General features: G+C 73.7%; 15 protein-coding genes. 3 read left to right on the top strand and 12 right to left on the bottom strand.

Features of this window, described 5'->3' with window-relative positions; translation table 11 throughout:
* Positions 1–91 precede the first annotated feature (91 nt).
* The 12 genes from ruvB to pgsA all read right to left on the bottom strand — a co-directional run bounded on the left by ruvB (position 92) and on the right by pgsA (position 11,662).
* Entirely contained in the window at positions 92–1,189 is a 1,098-nt protein-coding gene (ruvB, locus tag FHX40_RS09500; protein ID WP_142259268.1) for a Holliday junction branch migration DNA helicase RuvB, read from the bottom strand.
* 23 nt (positions 1,190–1,212) lie between these two features.
* Positions 1,213–1,836 carry a Holliday junction branch migration protein RuvA gene (gene ruvA, locus FHX40_RS09495; RefSeq protein WP_142259267.1) on the bottom strand — a complete coding sequence of 208 codons (624 nt, stop codon included), beginning with the start codon at positions 1,834–1,836 and terminating at the stop codon, positions 1,213–1,215.
* Positions 1,833–2,420, bottom strand: a complete 588-nt coding sequence (ruvC, locus tag FHX40_RS09490; protein WP_142261659.1) for a crossover junction endodeoxyribonuclease RuvC — start codon at positions 2,418–2,420, stop codon at positions 1,833–1,835. The genes ruvA and ruvC overlap by 4 nt, the downstream gene beginning before the upstream one ends.
* A 136-nt stretch (positions 2,421–2,556) precedes the next feature.
* Entirely contained in the window at positions 2,557–3,312 is a 756-nt protein-coding gene (locus FHX40_RS09485) for a YebC/PmpR family DNA-binding transcriptional regulator (RefSeq protein WP_142259266.1), read from the bottom strand.
* 3 nt (positions 3,313–3,315) lie between these two features.
* On the bottom strand, positions 3,316–3,942 hold the full coding sequence (pdxT, locus tag FHX40_RS09480) for a pyridoxal 5'-phosphate synthase glutaminase subunit PdxT (protein ID WP_229789115.1): 627 nt from the start codon (positions 3,940–3,942) through the stop codon (positions 3,316–3,318).
* A gap of 231 nt (positions 3,943–4,173) precedes the next feature.
* Positions 4,174–5,850 (bottom strand): alkaline phosphatase D family protein, encoded by a 1,677-nt coding sequence (locus FHX40_RS09475; RefSeq protein WP_229789116.1) that lies wholly within the window; start codon positions 5,848–5,850, stop codon positions 4,174–4,176.
* 166 nt (positions 5,851–6,016) lie between these two features.
* Positions 6,017–6,949, bottom strand: a complete 933-nt coding sequence (gene pdxS / locus FHX40_RS09470) for a pyridoxal 5'-phosphate synthase lyase subunit PdxS (protein WP_142259264.1) — start codon at positions 6,947–6,949, stop codon at positions 6,017–6,019.
* 127 nt (positions 6,950–7,076) lie between these two features.
* The gene (locus FHX40_RS09465) at positions 7,077–8,087 is read right to left on the bottom strand and encodes a DUF3048 domain-containing protein (protein ID WP_229789117.1); all 1,011 of its coding nucleotides are present in this window, start codon (positions 8,085–8,087) and stop codon (positions 7,077–7,079) included.
* A 53-nt stretch (positions 8,088–8,140) separates the two neighbouring features.
* Entirely contained in the window at positions 8,141–8,683 is a 543-nt protein-coding gene (locus FHX40_RS09460; RefSeq protein ID WP_142259263.1) for a hypothetical protein, read from the bottom strand.
* A gap of 66 nt (positions 8,684–8,749) precedes the next feature.
* Entirely contained in the window at positions 8,750–9,883 is a 1,134-nt protein-coding gene (locus tag FHX40_RS09455; RefSeq protein WP_142259262.1) for a glycosyltransferase family 4 protein, read from the bottom strand.
* Positions 9,880–10,833: a phosphatidylinositol mannoside acyltransferase gene (locus FHX40_RS09450; RefSeq protein ID WP_342353869.1), complete on the bottom strand. Its 954-nt coding sequence runs from the start codon at positions 10,831–10,833 to the stop codon at positions 9,880–9,882. The genes FHX40_RS09455 and FHX40_RS09450 overlap by 4 nt, the downstream gene beginning before the upstream one ends.
* A 226-nt stretch (positions 10,834–11,059) precedes the next feature.
* Positions 11,060–11,662 carry a phosphatidylinositol phosphate synthase gene (gene pgsA / locus FHX40_RS09445; RefSeq protein WP_142259260.1) on the bottom strand — a complete coding sequence of 201 codons (603 nt, stop codon included), beginning with the start codon at positions 11,660–11,662 and terminating at the stop codon, positions 11,060–11,062.
* 346 nt (positions 11,663–12,008) lie between these two features.
* On the opposite strand from pgsA, the gene FHX40_RS09440 reads away from it, so the two are divergent.
* The 3 genes from FHX40_RS09440 (at position 12,009) to FHX40_RS09430 (ending at position 18,527) form a co-directional block, all read left to right on the top strand.
* A complete protein-coding gene (locus FHX40_RS09440; RefSeq protein WP_142259259.1) occupies positions 12,009–14,174 on the top strand; it encodes an elongation factor G-like protein EF-G2 in 2,166 nt (721 codons plus the stop codon).
* A 178-nt stretch (positions 14,175–14,352) separates the two neighbouring features.
* Positions 14,353–15,954 (top strand): glycoside hydrolase family 10-like protein, encoded by a 1,602-nt coding sequence (locus FHX40_RS09435; protein WP_142259258.1) that lies wholly within the window; start codon positions 14,353–14,355, stop codon positions 15,952–15,954.
* 350 nt (positions 15,955–16,304) lie between these two features.
* A complete protein-coding gene (locus FHX40_RS09430) occupies positions 16,305–18,527 on the top strand; it encodes a hypothetical protein (RefSeq protein ID WP_189136279.1) in 2,223 nt (740 codons plus the stop codon).
* The last annotated feature ends 79 nt before the right edge of the window (positions 18,528–18,606 follow it).

Raw genomic sequence — 18,606 nt, 5'->3', positions numbered from 1 at the left:
GATCGAGACCGGGTGACCGTTTTGTGATCACAACTGTATCGGCTCGTCGCGTACGGCACGGCCGGCACGCCTGCGCCGTCACCTCACCGGCCTACCCGGCCGCGGCCTCCGGGTCACCGGCCGCCGCCGTATCGGTTCCGGGGACGGGTTCGCCGTCCGGGACGGCCGGGGACGCGCCGACCGCGTCCGGGGGCGGGGTGAGGCCCATGTGCAGCCACGCGGCGGCGGTGGCCACCCGGCCGCGCGGGGTGCGGGCGAGCAGGCCCTGCCGTACCAGGAACGGCTCGGCGACCACCTCGACCGTCTCCGGCTCCTCGCCGACCGCCACGGCGAGCGTGGACAGCCCGACCGGGCCGCCGCCGAACCTGTGCAGCAGCGCGTGCAGCACCGCGCGGTCGAGCCGGTCGAGCCCCTCGGAGTCCACCTCGTACAGGTCGAGCGCGGCGGCGGCGACCTCGCGGGAGACCACCCCGTCGGCGCGCACCTCGGCGTAGTCGCGCACCCGTCGCAGCAGCCGGTTGGCGATACGGGGCGTGCCCCGGGAGCGGCGGGCGATCTCGTGGGCGCCGTCCGGCGGCAGGTTCACCGACAGCAGCCGGGCCGAGCGGTGCAGCACCTGCTCCAGCTCGGCCACGTCGTAGAAGTCCATGTGCGCCACGAAGCCGAACCGGTCGCGCAGCGGCGCGGGCAGCAGCCCGGCCCGGGTGGTCGCCCCGACCAGCGTGAACGGCGCGATGTCGAGCGGGATCGCGGTCGCGCCCGGCCCCTTGCCCACGACGATGTCGACGCGGAAGTCCTCCATCGCCAGGTAGAGCATCTCCTGGGCGGGCCGGGAGGTGCGGTGGATCTCGTCGATGAACAGCACCTCCCCCTCCGACAGCGTGGAGAGGATCGCCGCGAGGTCCCCGGCGCGCTCCAGCGCCGGGCCGGAGGTGACCCGCAGCGGCACCCCCAGCTCGGCCGCGATGATCATCGCGAGGGTGGTCTTGCCGAGCCCCGGCGAGCCGCTCATCAGGATGTGGTCCGGCGGGCGGCCGCGGGCGAGCGCGCTCTGCAGCACGAGCGAGAGCTGCTCGCGCACCCGCGCCTGGCCGATGAACTCGTCCAGCCGCTTGGGGCGCAGCGCCGCCTCGATCGCCCGCTCGTCCCCGGCGGCGTCGGGCGACACCAGCTCGCGATCATCGTTCATGCACGATCACCAGTCCCCTCGGCCTACCGGACGCTGAGCACCCGCAGGGCGGCCTTGAGCAGGGCGGCCACGTCGGGGGTACGGCCGGCCGCGATCTCGGCGTCGGCCTGCGGGGCGACCGCGGCGACCGCCTCGTCGGCGTCCCGGGCCGAGTAGCCGAGGCCGACCAGGCCGGAGTGCACCTGCTCGCGCCACGGCGGCCGCGCCCGGCCGTCGGAGCCGAGGGCCGCGTTCACCGCCTCCTCGGGCGTGCCGAGCTTGTTCTTCAGCTCCACGATGATGCGCTGGGCGCCCTTCGGGCCGATGCCCGGCACCTGGGTGAGCGCCTTGACGTCGGCGCTCGCCACCGCGACCCGCAGCGCGTTCGGGGTGTGCACCGCGAGCATCGCCAGCGCCAGGCGGGGGCCGACGCCGCTCGCGGTCTGCAGCAGGTCGAAGACGGCGCGCTCGTCCTCGTCGGCGAAGCCGTACAGGGTGAGCGAGTCCTCGCGCACCACGAGCGAGGTGGCGAGCCGGGCCCGCTCCCCCACGCGCAGCGTGCCGAGGGTGGCGGGGGTGCAGTGCACGAGCATGCCCACGCCGCCGACCTCGATCACGGCGGCGCCCGGCCGGATCGCGGCGACCGTGCCCTCGACGGAGGCGATCACTCCACGGCCCTCCTCGGTGACGGCGCCCGCCCGGTGCCCGCCCCGGCCCCCGGACCGGCGGACCGCAGGCCCTCGCGGGCCCTGGCGACGGCGGCGGCGAGGCGCTCGCTCGCCCCGCCCCGCCACACGTGGCAGATGGCGAGCGCGAGCGCGTCCGCGGCGTCGGCGGGCTTGGGCGGCGCGTCGAGGCGCAGCAGCCGGGTGACCATGGCGCCGATCTGCCGCTTGTCGGCGTTGCCGTACCCGGTGATCGCGGCCTTCACCTCGCTCGGCGTGTGCAGCGCGACGGGGAGCCCGCGCCGCGCCGCGCAGGCGATGATCACGCCGGAGGCCTGCGCCACCCCCATCACGGTGCGGATGTTGACCTGGGCGAACAGGCGCTCCACCGCGACCACGTCGGGCCGGATCTCCTCCAGCCACTCCTCGACGCCCGCCTCGAGCGCGACGAGCCGCGCGCCGATGTCGTCCCCGGCCGGGGTGCGCACCACCCCCGCCCGCACCAGGGTGAGCGGGCTGCCGGGCCGCCCCTCGACGGCACCGAGCCCGCATCGGGTCAATCCCGGGTCGATGCCCAGCACCCGCACAAGCCCTCCCAACCCTCCGAACATCAGTTCGCCACCCCGACCTTACAACGGGATGGGGCGGGAGATCGGCAGGCCCGCTGGTTTTTCGCGGCGGCTCCGGGGTCGCGGGCCGCCACCCGGCCGGGTGACCGCCGGGTCAGGCGTTGACCTTCTCCATGACCTCGTCGCTGACGTCGTAGTTGGCGTACACGTTCTGCACGTCGTCGCTGTCCTCGAGGGCCTCGATGAGGCGGAACACCTTGCGGGCGTTCTCCTCGTCGAGCGGCACGGTCACCGAGGGCAGGAAGGAGACGTCGGCCGACTCGTACTCGATGCCCGCGTCCTGCAGCGCCTTGCGCACCGGCACCAGGTCGCTCGCCTCGCTGATCACCTCGAAGGACTCGCCGAGGTCGTTGACCTCCTCGGCGCCGGCGTCGAGCACCGCGGCGAGCACGTCGTCCTCGGTGAGGCCGCCGGCCTTGGGGACGATCACCACGCCCTTGCGGTTGAACATGTACGCCACCGAGCCGGGGTCCGCCATCGAGCCGCCGTTGCGGGTCATCGCGGTGCGCACCTCGGAGGCGGCCCGGTTGCGGTTGTCGGTGAGGCACTCGATGAGCAGGGCGACGCCGCCGGGGCCGTAGCCCTCATAGGTGATCGTCTGGTAGTCGGCGCCGCCGGCCTCCAGGCCGCCACCCCGCTTGCGGGCCCGCTCGATGCTGTCGAGCGGCACGCTGTTCTTGCGCGCCTTCAGGATCGCGTCGTACAGCGTGGGGTTGCCGTCGGGGTCCGGACCACCGGTCCGCGCCGCCACCTCGATGTTCTTGATGAGCTTGGCGAACAGCTTGCCCCGCTTGGCGTCGAGCGCGGCTTTCTTGTGCTTCGTCGTCGCCCATTTGGAGTGGCCGGCCATCGCCTAGAGCTCCCTTACCATCTCGACAAAGTACGAATGCACTCGCCCGTCCCCGGTGAGCTCCGGATGGAACGCCGTGGCGAGCAGCGGTCCCTGCCGGACCGCGACGATCCTACCGTCATCGAAGGGGCCTGAATCCGCCTGCGCGCGGCCGCCGAAGGGGACCCGGGCGAGGACCTCGACGTCCTCGCCGACCGACTCCACCCACGGCGCGCGGATGAAGACGGCGCGCAGCGGGCCGCGGCCGGCGAAGTCGATGTCGGCCTCGAAGGAGTCGACCTGGCGGCCGAACGCGTTGCGGCGCACGGTCATGTCGATGCCGCCGATCGTGCGCTGTCCCTCGATGCCGCCCTCGATCCGGTCGGCGAGCATGATCATGCCGGCGCACGAGCCGTACGCGGGCATGCCCTCCTTCACCCGCAGCCGGAGCGGCTCGAGCAGCTCGAACGCCTCGGCCAGCTTCCACATCGTGGTGGACTCCCCGCCGGGGATCACCAGCGCGTCCACGGCGGCGAGCTCGGCCGGGCGGCGCACGGTCGTGGCCCGGGCCCCGGCCGCCTCGAGCGCGCGCACGTGCTCGCGCACGTCGCCCTGGAGGGCGAGCACCCCGATGGCAGGCGCAGTCGCCACAAACGGTCCCTTCACCTCTCGTCCAGGGCCGGGCGTGCGACGGCACGCCGCGGGCCCTGTGCCCGTCATGAAATCCGCCAGACAGCCTAAGGCCACGCCGGGCGTGCTCCGCAACGGCGTATCGCCCGCACGGCCGCCGAGGGCACATCGCGACGCTCCCGGCGAGGCCGGCGAACGGGACCATCCCGGCGTCTCGTCCCCCGATGCCGTATCGGATGCCGCGCCGTACCGCTACGGCCGGGTCTCCTCCTCGATCGTCCACCGGATCAGATCCTCGCCGGACCGGAACGCCCCGCGCGCCGGCGGCTTCCGGTGGACGCAGTGCAGCGCGGGCACGCGGTCCTCCACCACGAACCGCGCCCGCACCTCGGCCGGGGCCCCCGGCCGGCTGACGTACGGCACGGCCACGAAGTCGGCGGTGAGGGTCTCGGGGGTGAGCCGGGTGCGCACGTAGCCGCGGCGCGCGTCGTGGTAGCGCAGGTGCGGGTTGATCGCGAGGAACGGGTCGGCGGACGGGTCGATGTCGCGGCCGTCGCCGCCGCTGCTGATCGAGGTGGTGACGAGCTCGACGCCGACGCTCGGCGAGCCGGGATCGTCGTAGTCCGCCTTGAGCTCGGCGGCCCAGTGGGTGTGCACGTCGCCGGTGAGCACCACGGGGTTGCGCACCCCGGCGCGCACCCAGCCCCGGGTGATGCGGTCGCGGCAGGCGGCGTAGCCGTCCCAGGCGTCCTGGCTGGTGAGCTTGAGCGGCCCGGCGTCGGCGTCCCGCTGGGCGAAGAACACCTGCTGGGCGATGAGGTCCCAGCGCGCCAGGCCCGCGGCGAGGCCGCGGAGCAGCCACCGCTCCTGCTCCGGGCCGAGGATCGACCGGGCCGGGTCGGCGGACTCGGGGCAGTGCCGCCAGCCGTCGCCGCAGCACTGGTCGTGCCGGTACTGCCGGGTGTCGAGCACGTGGAAGACGGCGAGCCGTCCCCAGTGCACCCGCCGGTGGACGGGCATGTACGGCCCGCGCGGCAGCGAGGAGCGGCGCAGCGGCATGTGCTCGTAGTAGGCGCGGAACGCGGCCGCGCGGCGCAGCGGGAACTCCTCCGGCGGCGTGGGCGAGCGCTCCTCGGGCATGTCGCCCGCCCAGTTGTTGTCGACCTCGTGGTCGTCCCACACCACGAGCCAGGGGGCCGCGGCGTGGGCGGCCTGCAGGTCGGGGTCGCGCTTGTAGAGGGCGTGCCGCAGCCGGTAGCCGGCGAGGTCGACCGCCTCCGGGCCGTCGTGGCGGCGCACCGCGGTGCACTTGCGGGTGGCCGCGTTCTCGTAGATGTAGTCGCCGAGGTGGACCACGAGGTCGGGCTCGTCCTCGGCGAGGCGGCGGTAGGCGGTGAACAGCCCGTGCTCGTAGTGGGCGCACGAGGCGAAGGCCATGACCAGCGGCGGGCCGTACGTGCCCGGGTGGGGGGCGGTGCACGCCCGCCCGACCGGCGAGATGTGCCCGAGGGCCTTGAACCGGTACCAGTAGTCGCGGCCGGGCCGCAGGCCGTGCAGCTCGACGTGCACGCTGTGCGCCCACTCCGGCCGGGCGAGGTACATCCCGCTGCGCACCACGTCGCGGAACCGGCCGTCCGCGGCGACCTCCCAGAACACCGGCACCGCCCGGTACGGCATGCCGCCGCGGCCGTCCTCGGCGTCCGGGCAGGGGGCGAGCCGGGTCCAGATCACGAAGCCGTCGTGGGCCGGGTCACCGGACGCGACGCCGAGGGTGAACGGGTCGGGGCGCACCGGCGCGGCGGGCGGCGGCGGGCCGGGGTCCGGCCCGCACCCGTCCTCGCTCCGGGCACGGGCCGCGCGGGCGGGGCCGCCGGTCAGCGCCCCCACCCCGCCGAGTCCGGCGACGCCGCCGAGGCCGGCGAGGAGCAAAGACCTCCTGGAGGGCTGGGCGGGCACGGCACGACCTCCGAGACGATCGCTGCGGTCGGACGACCGCAGCCTCTCGAAGATCGCCGCCGTGCGTGCCCCGTCGGGACGGGACCTCCGGAACCTTTACCGGACCCGGATCCCGGCTTTACCCGTCACCCGCCGGATCTCACCAGCCGCGGTTGGCGAGGCGCTCGCTCTCCGGCAGCGTGGTGACGTTGATGCCGACCATGGGCTCGCCGAGCCCGCGCGACACCTTCGCGATCACGTCGGGGTCGTCGTAGTAGGTGGTCGCCTTCACGATCGCCGCGGCGCGCTTGGCCGGGTCGCCGGACTTGAAGATGCCGGAGCCGACGAACACGCCCTCGGCGCCGAGCTGCATCATCATCGCCGCGTCCGCGGGGGTGGCGATGCCACCGGCGGTGAACAGCACCACCGGCAGCTTGCCGGTCTTGGCCACCTCGGCGACGAGCTCGTACGGCGCGCGCAGCTCCTTGGCAGCCGCGTACAGCTCGGCCTCGTCGAGGGTGGTGAGCCACCGGATGCCCTGGCGGATCTTGCGCATGTGCCGGACGGCCTCGACCACGTTGCCGGTGCCCGCCTCGCCCTTGGACCGGATCATCGCGGCGCCCTCGGCGATCCGCCGCAGCGCCTCGCCCAGGTCGGTGGCGCCGCACACGAACGGCACGGTGAAGGCCCACTTGTCGATGTGGTGCGCCTCGTCGGCCGGGGTGAGCACCTCGGACTCGTCGATGTAGTCGACGCCGATCGCCTGGAGCACCTGCGCCTCGACGAAGTGCCCGATCCGCACCTTCGCCATCACGGGGATGGAGACCGCGTTGATGATGCCCTCGATCAGGTCGGGGTCGCTCATCCGCGCCACGCCGCCCTGGGCCCGGATGTCGGCGGGGACCCGCTCCAGGGCCATGACGGCGACGGCGCCCGCGTCCTCCGCGATCTTGGCCTGCTCGGGGGTGACGACGTCCATGATGACGCCGCCCTTGAGCATCTCGGCCATGCCGCGCTTGACCCGGGCGGTGCCCACCTCGGGAGCGGTGCCGCGGGCGTCGGTGGTCTCGGTGGTCTCGGGGCTGCTGGACACGGTCCTACCTCACATCACGGACATGCTTGCTCAAGCACCAAGGATACGTGGTCGCCGATCCTCGGCCGACGGGGCCGCCCGGCCGCCACGCCGTACCGGCGCCGCGGTACGGCTCGCGCGGCGGGCGTCAGGGCGCGACCGGCTTGGGCGCGGCGAGCACCACCCAGACCTGGCCCTTGGCGAACGGCATCGGCTCGCCGTCCGGGGTGGTGAAGGTGGTGCCGGACCTCTGGTTCGGCCGCGACCAGCGGGCCTGGTAGGCCTTGCCGTCCCGCAGCACCACCGCCCGGCCCTTGCCGACGGTGTGCAGCAGCGGCGTGTAGCTGCCGTTGACGTCGTGGAACTGGGACCGGGTGGTCTTGACGTACTGGATCACGATGGTGGGCGCGCCGAGCTGGCCGCCCTCGGCCGCCATGTTGCGCTTGCCGTCCTGCCAGATGAGCCACTGCTTGCGGCGCTCGGACCAGCCGAAGGTGAACCGCGCGGCCGGATAGCGCACGGTGAACGTCTTGCGCTCGGTGCCGCCCTCGGGGGCGTCGCCGAACACGAACCCGATGTCCTTCGCCTCGGTCGCGTCGGGGGCCTTGGCGAGCAGCTTGCGCGGGGAGGCGACCAGGTTGTACGGCGCGACCCGGCCGGGCTCGCGCTGGTAGGCGCCGGGGGCGGCGCTGTCGGAGACGTCGAACAGCGACGCGCGCTGCATGAACGGGATCATCTTCGTCTGGACCCCGGAGTACGACAGCGCGGGCTTGCCGAACATCGACAGGATGTACAGGTCGGAGATGCGCGCGCTGCGCACCGGGCCCACCTTCGCCGGGTACCGCGAGGAGAAGATCGCGATCAGCCGGGTGAGCCCGCCCTCGACCTGGGTGACGTAGACGATGTCGGCGCTCTTCAGGCCCATCTGGGGCTTGCCCGCCGCGGTGTTCTCGATCTTCACGGCGAGCACCGGGTTGCGCTTCTCGGTGGCCGCGCCGGTGAACGGGTGGGACGGCGGCGGCGTCGGCTCCGGGGCCGGCGTCTGTGACTCCGTGGCCGCCTGCGGCGGGGCCGCCGCGGGCTCGTCGGACGAACAGGCCGCAGGCGCGAGCAACGCCCCACCGGCCAGGACGACGCAGGCCATCCGGGTCAAGCGCACCGCAGAACTCCTCCCAATCTTCGGAAATTGGGAAGAAGTTTACTGATGTTCCCTTACTTCTCTGTCGTAAACGTCTTGGGCGGATCGTCGTCCATCTCGAAGAACTGCGGCAATTCGGTATGACCGGCGAGCCGGAGCGTGCGCACCAGCCAGCGCCGGTGCGCGGCCCGGGTCACCGCGACCGCGTTGTTGTAGAAGCGGCGGGAGTAGACGACCTTCTTCACCGCGGCGTCGAGCTCGGCCATGAGCTCCGGGCCGCCCGGGGCCTCGGCCATGCGCTCGCGGAACCGGTCCTGGTCGACCACCGCGCGCAGGGTCTTCGACAGGTCGCTCTCGGCGAGCTCGCGCTCCTCCGGCCCGGCGGTGCGGGCGTGGTGGGCCGCGGTGGCGAGCACGAGGCTCGTCGCCGGGTCGAGGATGCGCGAGGCGGCGAGCTCGAGGGCGACCGCGGCCCGCCGTACCAGGGCGGCGTCGATCGCCTCGCGGGCGGTCTCCAGCCGGATGTGCATGCGGTCGAGCCGCCCGGCCCGCCAGGAGATGTACACGGCGGTGAGCACCACGAGCACGCCCACCACCAGGATCAGCGTCGCGTTCACGGCCGCCCCCGCTCAAACCCGCTCAGGGGCCGTGCCCCGGCCAGTGCGGTCGTCATCGGTTCCCGTTCACCGGTCCTCGTCCTCGGTGACGCCCGCCTGCGCGGCGGTCACCGTCTCGTAGACGCGCAGCACGTCCCGCGCCACCGTCGACCAGTCGTACCTGCGCACCGCGATCCGCGCCTCGTCGGACAGCTTCGCCCGCCGCCCGGGGTCGTCGAGCAGCCGGGCGGCCTCGCGGGCGAGCGAGGCGGGGTTGCCGGTCTCGAACAGCGCCCCGGCCTGCCCCTCCCCCAGCACCCGGCGGAACGCCGGGATGTCGCTGGCGAGGATCGGGGCCCCGGCCGACATCGCCTCGGCGAGCACGATGCCGAAGCTCTCCCCGCCCAGGTTGGGGGCGCAGAACACGTCCACCGAATGGTACGCCCGGACCTTGTCCTCCTCGCTCACCATGCCGAGCAGGGCGACCCGGTCGCGGTACTCCGCGGGCACCCGCTCGCGCACCTCGTCCCCGTCGCCGGGCCCGGCGATGAGCAGGTGCAGCCTGGGGCGCTCGGGGGCGAGCATGGCGAACGCGTCGAGCAGCACCGGCAGGCCCTTGCGCGGCTCGTCGATGCGCCCGAGGAAGCCGATCACCTCGCCCTTGTCCCGCCAGCCGGGCAGCGGCTCGCCGTGCGCGTACCGGTCCACGGTGACCCCGTTGGGGATGATCACCGCGTCGCCGCCGAGGTGCTCGACGAGGGTCTTTCGGGCGGCCTCGGAGACCACGATCCGGCCGGTGATCTTCTCCAGGGCGCTCTGCAGCATCGGCGCGCCGACGGCGAGCATCCGGGAGCGCGGGATCGACGAGTGCCAGGTGGCGACGATCGGGCCGCGCGCCACCCAGCAGGCGAGCAGGCCGAGCGAGGGCACCTGCGGCTCGTGCACGTGCAGCACGTCGAAGCGGCCCTCGCGCACCCACTTGCGCACCCGGCTCGCCGACAAAAAGCCGAACGCCAGGCGGGCCACCGCCCCGTTGTACGGCACCGGCACGGCGCGGCCCGCGGGCACCACGTACGGCGGCAGCGGCGCGTCGTCGGCCGCGGGGGCGATCACCGACACGTGGTGGCCGTCGGCGATCAGCGCCTCGGCGAGGTCGCGCACGTGCGCCTGCACCCCGCCCGGCACGTCCCAGGTGTAGGGGCAGACGATTCCGATCCTCATGTCCCGCTCGCAGGGGGGTTGGGGTCCGCGGCGGCCTCGGCGGCCCCGCCGGCGGGCGCCGGGCGCGGCTCCAGGTCGTCGAGCCACAGGCGCTGCATCATGTGCCAGTCCTCCAGGTGCTCGGCGATCCCCTTCTCGAAGGCCCGCGCCATCGCCTGGGTCATGATCTGGACCTTCTCCTGCCGGGTGCCGTGCTCGGGGACGGGGATCTCGTCGAAGATCCGCACCCCCCAGCCGTCCTTCTCGAACCAGAGCGCGGCCGGGATGAGCGGCGCGCCGGTCTGGATGGACAGCAGCGCCGGGCCGGGCGCCATGCGGGTGCGGGCGCCGAAGAAGTCCACCTCCACGCCGGTCGCGGTGAGGTCCCGGTCGGCGGGCAGGCAGACCGGGCGCCCCTCGCGCAGCCGCCGCGCCAGCACGCCGAAGGCGCCCGCGCTGCCGCCCTCCTTGCGGGTGAGCGGCAGCACCTCCATGCCGAGGCCCTCCCGGTAGGCGACGAAGCGCTCGTACAGCGACTCGGGCTTGAGCCGCTCCATCACGGTGGTGAACGGGTGGCCCTTGTGCACCAGCCAGGCGCCGGCGAGGTCCCAGTTGCCCATGTGCGGCAGCGCCATCACCGCGCCCTGCCCCCGGTCGAGGTACTTGAACATGATCTCGTCACCGTGGGCGACGGTGCCCGCGAGGATGCGCTCCCGGCTCATCGCGGGCAGCCGCAGCGCCTCCATCCAGTAGCGCATGTAGGAGCGCACGCCCGCGCGGCCGAGCCGGCGCACCCGCGGGTCGTCCGGGGCGCAGCCGAGCACCCGGGCGTAGTTCGACTGCAGCCGGCGCACGGACCTGCCCTGGCGCAGCCACAGGAAGTCGGCGATGAGCCGGAAGATCCAGGCGGCCACCCGCTCGGGGAGGCGCGGCACCAGCACCCATCCGGCGTGCAGGGCGGCGGCGACGATGCGATCGATCAGCGCGATTCACCCCATACAGTTGTCCACCCGGCGGTCCACCCGGCCCCGGCCCGCCCGCCGTGGCGGCCCGGCCGGGCCGTACGGGCGGGCTTTCAGGTCCGACCCTACGGCGCTCTCCCCCGCCGTGCGCACCGCGCTCCCGGGCGTCCCCGGCGGCGCGGCGAGGCCGCCGTACCCGGTGGTCGGCGGCGACGGCGTGACCCTCAGTTGACCCTCATTCTGTCACCGCTTGACGGTGCACATGGAGCACCCGCTGGACCACGGTGAACGCGCTCGCCGCGGCGAGCAGCCACAGCCCGGCGTCGGGCAGGTACGGCACGCCGAGGCCGCCGAGGAGCGCGGACAGCAGCACGACGGCGAGCCGCTCGGTGCGCTCGGCGATGCCGACGTTGCAGGTCATGCCGAGTCCCTCGGCCCGCGCCTTGACGTACGACACGAGCATCCCGGCCACCAGGCAGAACAGCGTCACCCCGGCGAGCACCGGCCGGTCGTCGGTGAAGAAGTGCCAGGTGAGCGCGGAGAAGATGGCGGCGTCCGCGAGGCGGTCAAGGCTCGAGTCGAGGAAGGCGCCCCACCTGCTGCCGGTTCCCCCCTTCGCGCGGGCCACCGCCCCGTCGATCATGTCGGAGAGGGCGAACACGGCAACGGCGAGAGCCCCCCACACCAGCTCGCCCCGCGGGAAGAAGTACAGCGCGGAGGCGACCGTGCCGAGGGTGCCGACGGCGGTCACCATGTTGGGGCTGACCCCACGGTCGGCGAGCGCCCGGCCCAGGGGGGTCAGCACGCGGCTCACGGTGGGACGAAGGACGTTGAGCATTGCCGTCCGATCGTAGGACACCGCGCGGCCGGGCCGATATCCGTGTCTGATTCCGCACTTTTACCGTCAGGCTCTTGTGATAGCCGCCGTATGGGTAAAGGGTGGGACACACGAGCGATACCCCCACTGCGCGCGTCCGGCTGGGGGCGCCGGGCGTGGCAGCGAGACAACGTGGTCGCGTCCGGGCGAAAGAGCCGAGCCGGACCAACGGGAAAGGAGGCGGACTCCCGGAAGTGTAGCGGGCGCCACCGGAACGCGCGGCGGCGGCCACGAGAACGGCCGGGAAACACACGGCGAGGCGAGGCTCCGCGACCGGGCACGACCCTCCGAGTCACCAGGAGGCGAAGTGGCGGAGAAGTCAGGGGCAGCGGGAGTCGCCGGCAGGGCACCGGAGGCCGACCGGCCCGAGAAGGTACGCAACGTCGTGCTGGTCGGCCACTCCGGAGCGGGGAAGACGACGCTGGTCGAGGCGCTGCTCGCCGCGACCGGCACCATCACGCGCGCCGGCCGGGTCGAGGACGGCACCACGGTCAGCGACTACGACGAGGTCGAGGTCCGCCAGCAGCGCTCGGTGAACCTCTCCCTCGCGCCGGTCGTGCACAACGGCATCAAGATCAATCTGCTCGACACCCCCGGCTACGCCGACTTCGTCGGCGATCTGCGGGCCGGGCTGCGGGCCGCCGACGCGGCGCTCTTCGTCGTCTCGGCGGCGGACGGCATCGACGGGCTCACCCGGATGCTCTGGGAGGAGTGCGCGGCGGTGGGCATGCCGCGCGCCGTCGTGATCACCAAGATCGACCACCAGCGGGCCGACTTCGACGAGGTCCTCGCCACCTGCCAGGACGCGTTCGGCGAGGGCGTCGCCCCGCTCTACCTGCCGGTCGTCGGCGACCAGCGGGTGCAGGGCCTGATCGGCCTGCTCACCCAGACCTTCTACGACTACACGAGCGGCAAGCGCACCGAGCGCGAGCCGGACGCCGCGCACGCCGACGCGATCGAGACGTACCGGGGCGAGCTCATCGAGGGCATCATCCAGGAGAGCGAGGACGAGTCCCTCATGGACCGCTACCTCGCGGGCGAGGACCTCGACCCCAAGATGCTCATCCAGGACCTGGAGAAGGCGGTGGCCCGCGGCGGCTTCTACCCGGTCCTGCCGGTCTGCGCGGCCCCCGGCGCCGGCCCCGCGGTCGGCCTGATCGAGCTGCTCGACGGCATCACCCAGGGCTTCCCGTCGCCGCTGGAGCACCCGCTGCCGGAGATCACCACGATCGACGGCACCCCGGTCACCGACATCACCTGCGACCCGGACGGCCCGCTCGTCGCCGAGGTGGTCAAGACGACGAGCGACCCGTACGTCGGCCGCATCAGCCTGGTGCGGGTGTTCTCCGGCACGCTGCGCCCGGACACCGTGGTGCACGTCTCCGGGCACGGCCTCGCCGACCGCGGGCACGAGGACCACGACGTCGACGAGCGGATCGGCGCGCTGTCCTGCCCGCTCGGCAAGCACCAGCGGCCGATCTCGAAGGCGATCGCCGGTGACGTGGTGGCGATCGCGAAGCTGTCCCGGGCGGAGACCGGCGACACGCTGTCCGACAAGGACCGCCCGCTGCTGATGACCGCCTGGACGATGCCCGAGCCGCTGCTGCCGGTGGCGGTCCGCGCCAGGTCGAAGGCCGACGAGGACAAGCTGTCCCAGGCGCTGGGCCGGCTGGTGGCCGAGGACCCGACGCTGCGGCTGGAGAACAACGCCGAGACCCGCCAGCTCGTGCTGTGGTGCATGGGCGAGGCGCACGCGGACGTGTTGCTCGAGCGGCTGGCCAAGCGGCACGGCGTGGCGGTGGAGAAGGTCGAGCTGCGGGTGCCGCTGCGGGAGACCTTCGGCGGCACGGCCGAGGCGATGGGCCGCAACGTCAAGCAGACCGGCGGCCACGGCCAGTACGCCATCTGCCACATCCGGGTCGAGCCGTTGCCGTCGGGCGGCGGTTTCGAGTTCGTCGACCAGATCGTCGGCGGCGTGATCCCGCGCCAGTTCATCCCGTCGGTGGAGAAGGGCGTGCGCACCCAGATGGAGCGCGGGCTCGTCGCCGGGTACCCGGTGGTGGACATCCGGGTGACGCTCTACGACGGCAAGGCGCACTCGGTGGACTCCTCGGACATGGCCTTCCAGATCGCGGGGCAGCTCGCGCTGAAGGAGGCGGCGAACAAGGTGCCGATGCTGCTGCTCGAGCCGGTGGACGAGGTCTCCGTGCTCGTGCCCGACGACTACGTCGGCACGATCATGTCGGACCTGTCCGCCCGGCGCGGCCGGGTGCTCGGCACCGAGCCGGTCGGCAACACCGGCCGCACGCTGATCAAGGCCGAGGTCCCCGAGCTGGAGATCATCCGCTACGCGATCGACCTGCGGTCGATGTCGCACGGCACCGGGACCTTCACCCGGTCCTTCCTGCGCTACGAGCCGCTGCCGCAGCACCTCGCCGAGAAGGTGACGGGCGAGGCGAAGGCCGCGAGCTGACGCCGGTCTCGGGCGGATCCGTCCAGGTTCGTCCGGGATGTGGCAGGTAGGGGCGGCCGTGTCCGGACGCGGCCGCCCCGGCTCGCCCCAAATTTTGGACAACGATCCGGTTTGTCATCACCAACCAATAGGGTTTTCGTACCGTGCCATGGCGGACGCGGTGCCAGACTTGGGGACCATGCACCACCGTCCGCTGCTTGTCGCCACCGTCATCGCCGTCGCCACGACCGGGGCCGCCTACGTGTTCGGACCGAAGGCACAGGCCGAGCAGGAGAAGGGTGGGAAGAAACCCGCCACCGCCGTGGCCACCTCCCGCGTCGCCTCGGCCGAGTCCTCCCCGAACTGCCCGGCCGACGCCGCCTTCCCCAAGCGTGAGCTGCGCGGGGTGTGGATCGCGACCGTACGCAACATCGACTGGCCGTCGAAGACCGGCCTGTCCGTGCAGCGGCAGCAGGCCGAGTACACGCGCATCCTCGACGAGGCGGTCAAGCGCCGGCTGAACGCGGTCTTCGTCCAGGTACGGCCGGCCGGGGACGCCTTCTACCGCTCCGACCTCGAGCCGTGGTCGCAGTTCCTCACCGGCAAGGCCGGCGGCGACCCCGGCTGGGACCCGCTGCCGTTCCTCATCAGCGAGGCGCACAAGCGCGGCCTGGAGTTCCACGCGTGGTTCAACCCGTACCGGGCCGCGGACGACGCCAACATCTCCGCGCTGCCCGCCAACCACCCGGCCCGGCGCAACCCCGGGTGGGTCGTCAAGTACGGCGGGCGCGCCTACTACAACCCGGGCCTGCCGGAGGTGCGCGAGCACGTCGTCAAGGTCGTCACGGACGTGGTGCGGCGCTACGACGTGGACGGGGTGCACTTCGACGACTACTTCTACCCCTATCCCGTCCAGGGGGCGAGGTTCGACGACGCCGCCGCGTACAAGAAGTACGGCAAGGGCAAGCCGCTCGCCGAGTGGCGCCGGGACAACGTCAACCGGCTCGTGGCCGAGGTGTCGGACGCCGTGCACCGCACCAAGGGCTGGGTGAAGTTCGGCATCAGCCCGTTCGGCATCTGGCGCAACAAGGCGCAGGACCCGACCGGGTCGGCCACCAACGGCATGTCCGCCTACGACGCGATCCACGCCGACGCCCGGCACTGGATCAAATCCGGCACGGTGGACTACATCCTGCCCCAGCTCTACTGGTCGCGCGGCCACAAGGCGGCGAGCTACTCGGTGCTGCTGCCGTGGTGGGCGAAGGAGGTGCGCGGCACCGACGTGCACCTGTACATCGGCCAGGCGCTCTACCGGGTGGGCAGCAAGGACGAGCCGGCCTGGACCAAGGCCGGTGAGCTGCCCGCGCACATCGCGCTCGACCGCAAGCAGCCGGAGGTGAAGGGCGACGTCTACTTCAGCGCCAAGCAGCTGCTGACCAACCCGCTCGGCGTGCTCGACCGCATCGTCGCCGATTACTACCGCCGCCCGGCGCTGCTCCCGCTGATCAAGGGCCTGGACGGCGGGAAGCCCGCGAAGGTGACCGATCTGGCGGCCGAGGGCACCACGCTGAGCTGGCGCTCCTCGCCCGGCGCCCGCGCGTACGCGGTCTACCGGGTGAGCGGCAAGGGCGACGCGTGCGCGACCGCCTCGGCGCGCAACCTCGTCGCGGTCGTCCCGGCCACCGGCGGGGCGCGGCAGTCCTACACGATTCGCGCCACCGGCACCTACTACGTGACCGCCCTCGACCGCCTGCACAACGAGAGCGCCGCGGCCCGGGTCACCGTGGCGAACGTCGGCTGAGCCCTGGCGGCGCGGCCCGCGCCCTGGGCGCACGGGTACGGCGGCGCGGGCCGGACGGCGCGCGCCGCCGTACCCTCACGCCCCCGGCGGCTGTGCCGTACCCGTCCCGCGCCCGTGGCCCGGACCGCCGATCCCGGGCACTCGCCGAATCGTTGTGCACAACCATTGGCAAATCACCCGGGATATGTGATCTCTGTGCCAAGGTGTCAGTGACATCGGCCACGGGCGCGGCCGCACTCCCCTTCGCCGTGCCCGCGGGGCGCGGCGAGCCGTCCGCCCCGGGCCACGGGGCGGAGCCGCCCGCGGCAAGGGGACGGCCACGGGCGGGAGGGAGGCGAATCGTGAGGCGCGTGCCGGCACTGCTGGCCGTGATCGTGCTTGGGGTGTGCCTCTTGGCCACCGCGGCCCACGCCGCCGGGTCGCCGCAGGGCGCACCGGCGCCCGGGCGGGTGGCCCTGATCGGCGTACCCGGGCTGCACTGGAACGACATCGGGCCGCGGCGCACCCCGAACCTGTGGCGGCTCGCCCAGGGCAGCGCCATCGGCACGCTCTCACCGCGCGCGGTGGCCACCGCCACCTGCCCGTACGACGGCTGGCTCACGGTGTCGGCGGGCATCCGCACCTCGACCGGGGGCCGGTGTGGCGTGCCGCCGGTTCCCGAGCCCGCGGGCGGGGGCGCGGTCGTCCCCGGTTTCGACCGGCTGCGCGGCGACGGCGGCCGGTACAGCGCGGGCGCGCTCGGCGCCGCGGCGCGGGCGGCCGGGCACTGCACGGCCGCGGTCGGCCCGGGCGCCGCGCTCGCCCTCGCCGACGCGGACGGCCGGGTGGACGTCTACGCGGCCACGCCGGACGCGCTGCCGGACGCCGGGTGGTCGCGCTGCCCGCTGCTCGCGGTGGACGTCGACGACCTGATCCGCCCCTACCTGCGCGACGGCGTGCTCACCAAGGAGCCCGACCTGCTCTCCCCCGCCGAGCGCGCCGCGGCGGTCGCCGCGGCCGACGCGAAGGTCGGCGCGGTGCTCGAGCGCCTCCCGGCGGACACCGCCGTGCTGCTCGCGGGCCTGTCCGACCACGGCGGCGTGCCGCACCTGCGCGTCGCGATGTGGCGCACCCCGGGCGGCACCGGGCGGCTCGTCGGCACCGCGTCCACGCACCGCGACCACATCGTGCTGCTCCCCGACATCACCGCGACGATGCTCGTCCAGGCCGGCGTCGAGGTGCCCGCCGTGGTGATCGGCGCGCCGTGGCGGCTCACCGCCGCCGCCCCGCTCGAGGAGGCGCTGGACATCGTGCGCCGCGCCGACCTGCGCGGGCAGACCGTGCGCAACGCGACCCGGTTCTTCTTCTACGGCGTGGCGGCGCTTCAGGTGCTGTTCTACGTGGCCGCGTTCGTGCTGCTGCGCAGGCGGCGTGCGCTCGGCGGGGTGCGGGTCGCGGCGGTGGCGCTCGCCTCGATCCCGATCGCCACCTCGCTGGCGAACCTGTTCCCGTGGGACCGCACGGCGGCGCCCACGGCGACGCTGATCGGCTGTGTCGCCGCGATCGTCGTGCTGCTCGCCGTGGCCGCCCTCGCCGGCCCCTGGCGGCGGCACCCGTTCGGCCCCGCCGCGGTGGTCACCGGCGTCACCGCCGCCGTGCTGCTCGGCGACATGCTCACCGGCACCACGCTGCAGATCGACGGCCTGATGGGGTACACCGCCGTGGTGGGCGGCCGGTACCACGGCCTGGGCAACGTGTCCTTCGCGCTGCTGGCCACCTCGGTGCTGCTGCTCGCCGCCGCGGGCGCGGAGCGGCTGGTCACCGCCGGGCGGCCGCGGGCGGCGGTGGGGTTCATCGCCGGGTGCGGCGGGGTGGCCATGCTCCTCGACGGCTGGCCGGGCATCGGCAGCGACTTCGGCGGCGTGATCGCCTTCCTCCCGGGCATCGCCGTCACCGCCCTCCTCGTGGCGGGGGCGCGGGTGTCGATCGTCCGGCTCGGCGGCTTCTGCGCGGCCGGGGGCGTGCTCATCATGGCGATCGCGTTCCTCGACCACCTGCGTCCCCCGGCCGACCAGACCCACCTGGGCCGCTTCGTCGGGCAGGTCGCCGACGGCACCTACCTTCCGGTGATCGCCCGCAAGCTCGACGCGATGCTCCAGACGATGCTGAACCCGAACCTCATGCCGATCGTGGTCACCGCGCTCGGGTTCCTGGTCTTCGCGGTGCTCCGCCCGGGCACGGTCAGCGCGGGCCTCGTCCCGCTCGCCTTCGAGCGGTCGCCGATGCTCAAGGCGGGCCTGGTGGGCTCCCTGGTCTGCGGCGTCGTCGGCACCCTCGTCAACGACTCGGGCGTCGCCGTGCTGTCCATGGTGCTCGGCCTCGCGGTGCCGCTGGTCCTCGCCACGGGGATCGGCATGCTCCGCGAGAACGGGCGTCTCGCCCCGATCGGCCCGGCGGGCGAGGCCTCCCCAGGGCCCTCCGACGGCCCGTCCGGCGGGCGCGAGGGCTCCCCCGGCACCGCGCACCGGGCGCCCTGCGACAAGCCCGCCACGGACTCCTCGGGCCGCGCCGAGGGCCTGCCCGGCCTGATCTGACCGTGCCCGGTGGCCCGGCCGTACGGCGTGCCGGTGCCGGGTGGCGGGACCGCCGCCCGGCACGCGGCCGGGCCGGGAC

Origin of the sequence: Thermopolyspora flexuosa, from assembly GCF_006716785.1 — a bacterium.
In the GTDB taxonomy this organism is placed as follows: Bacteria; Actinomycetota; Actinomycetes; order Streptosporangiales; family Streptosporangiaceae; genus Thermopolyspora; species Thermopolyspora flexuosa.
The sequence above is the reverse complement of the archived record's forward strand: the minus strand, read 5'-3'. Positions and strand labels throughout refer to the sequence as shown.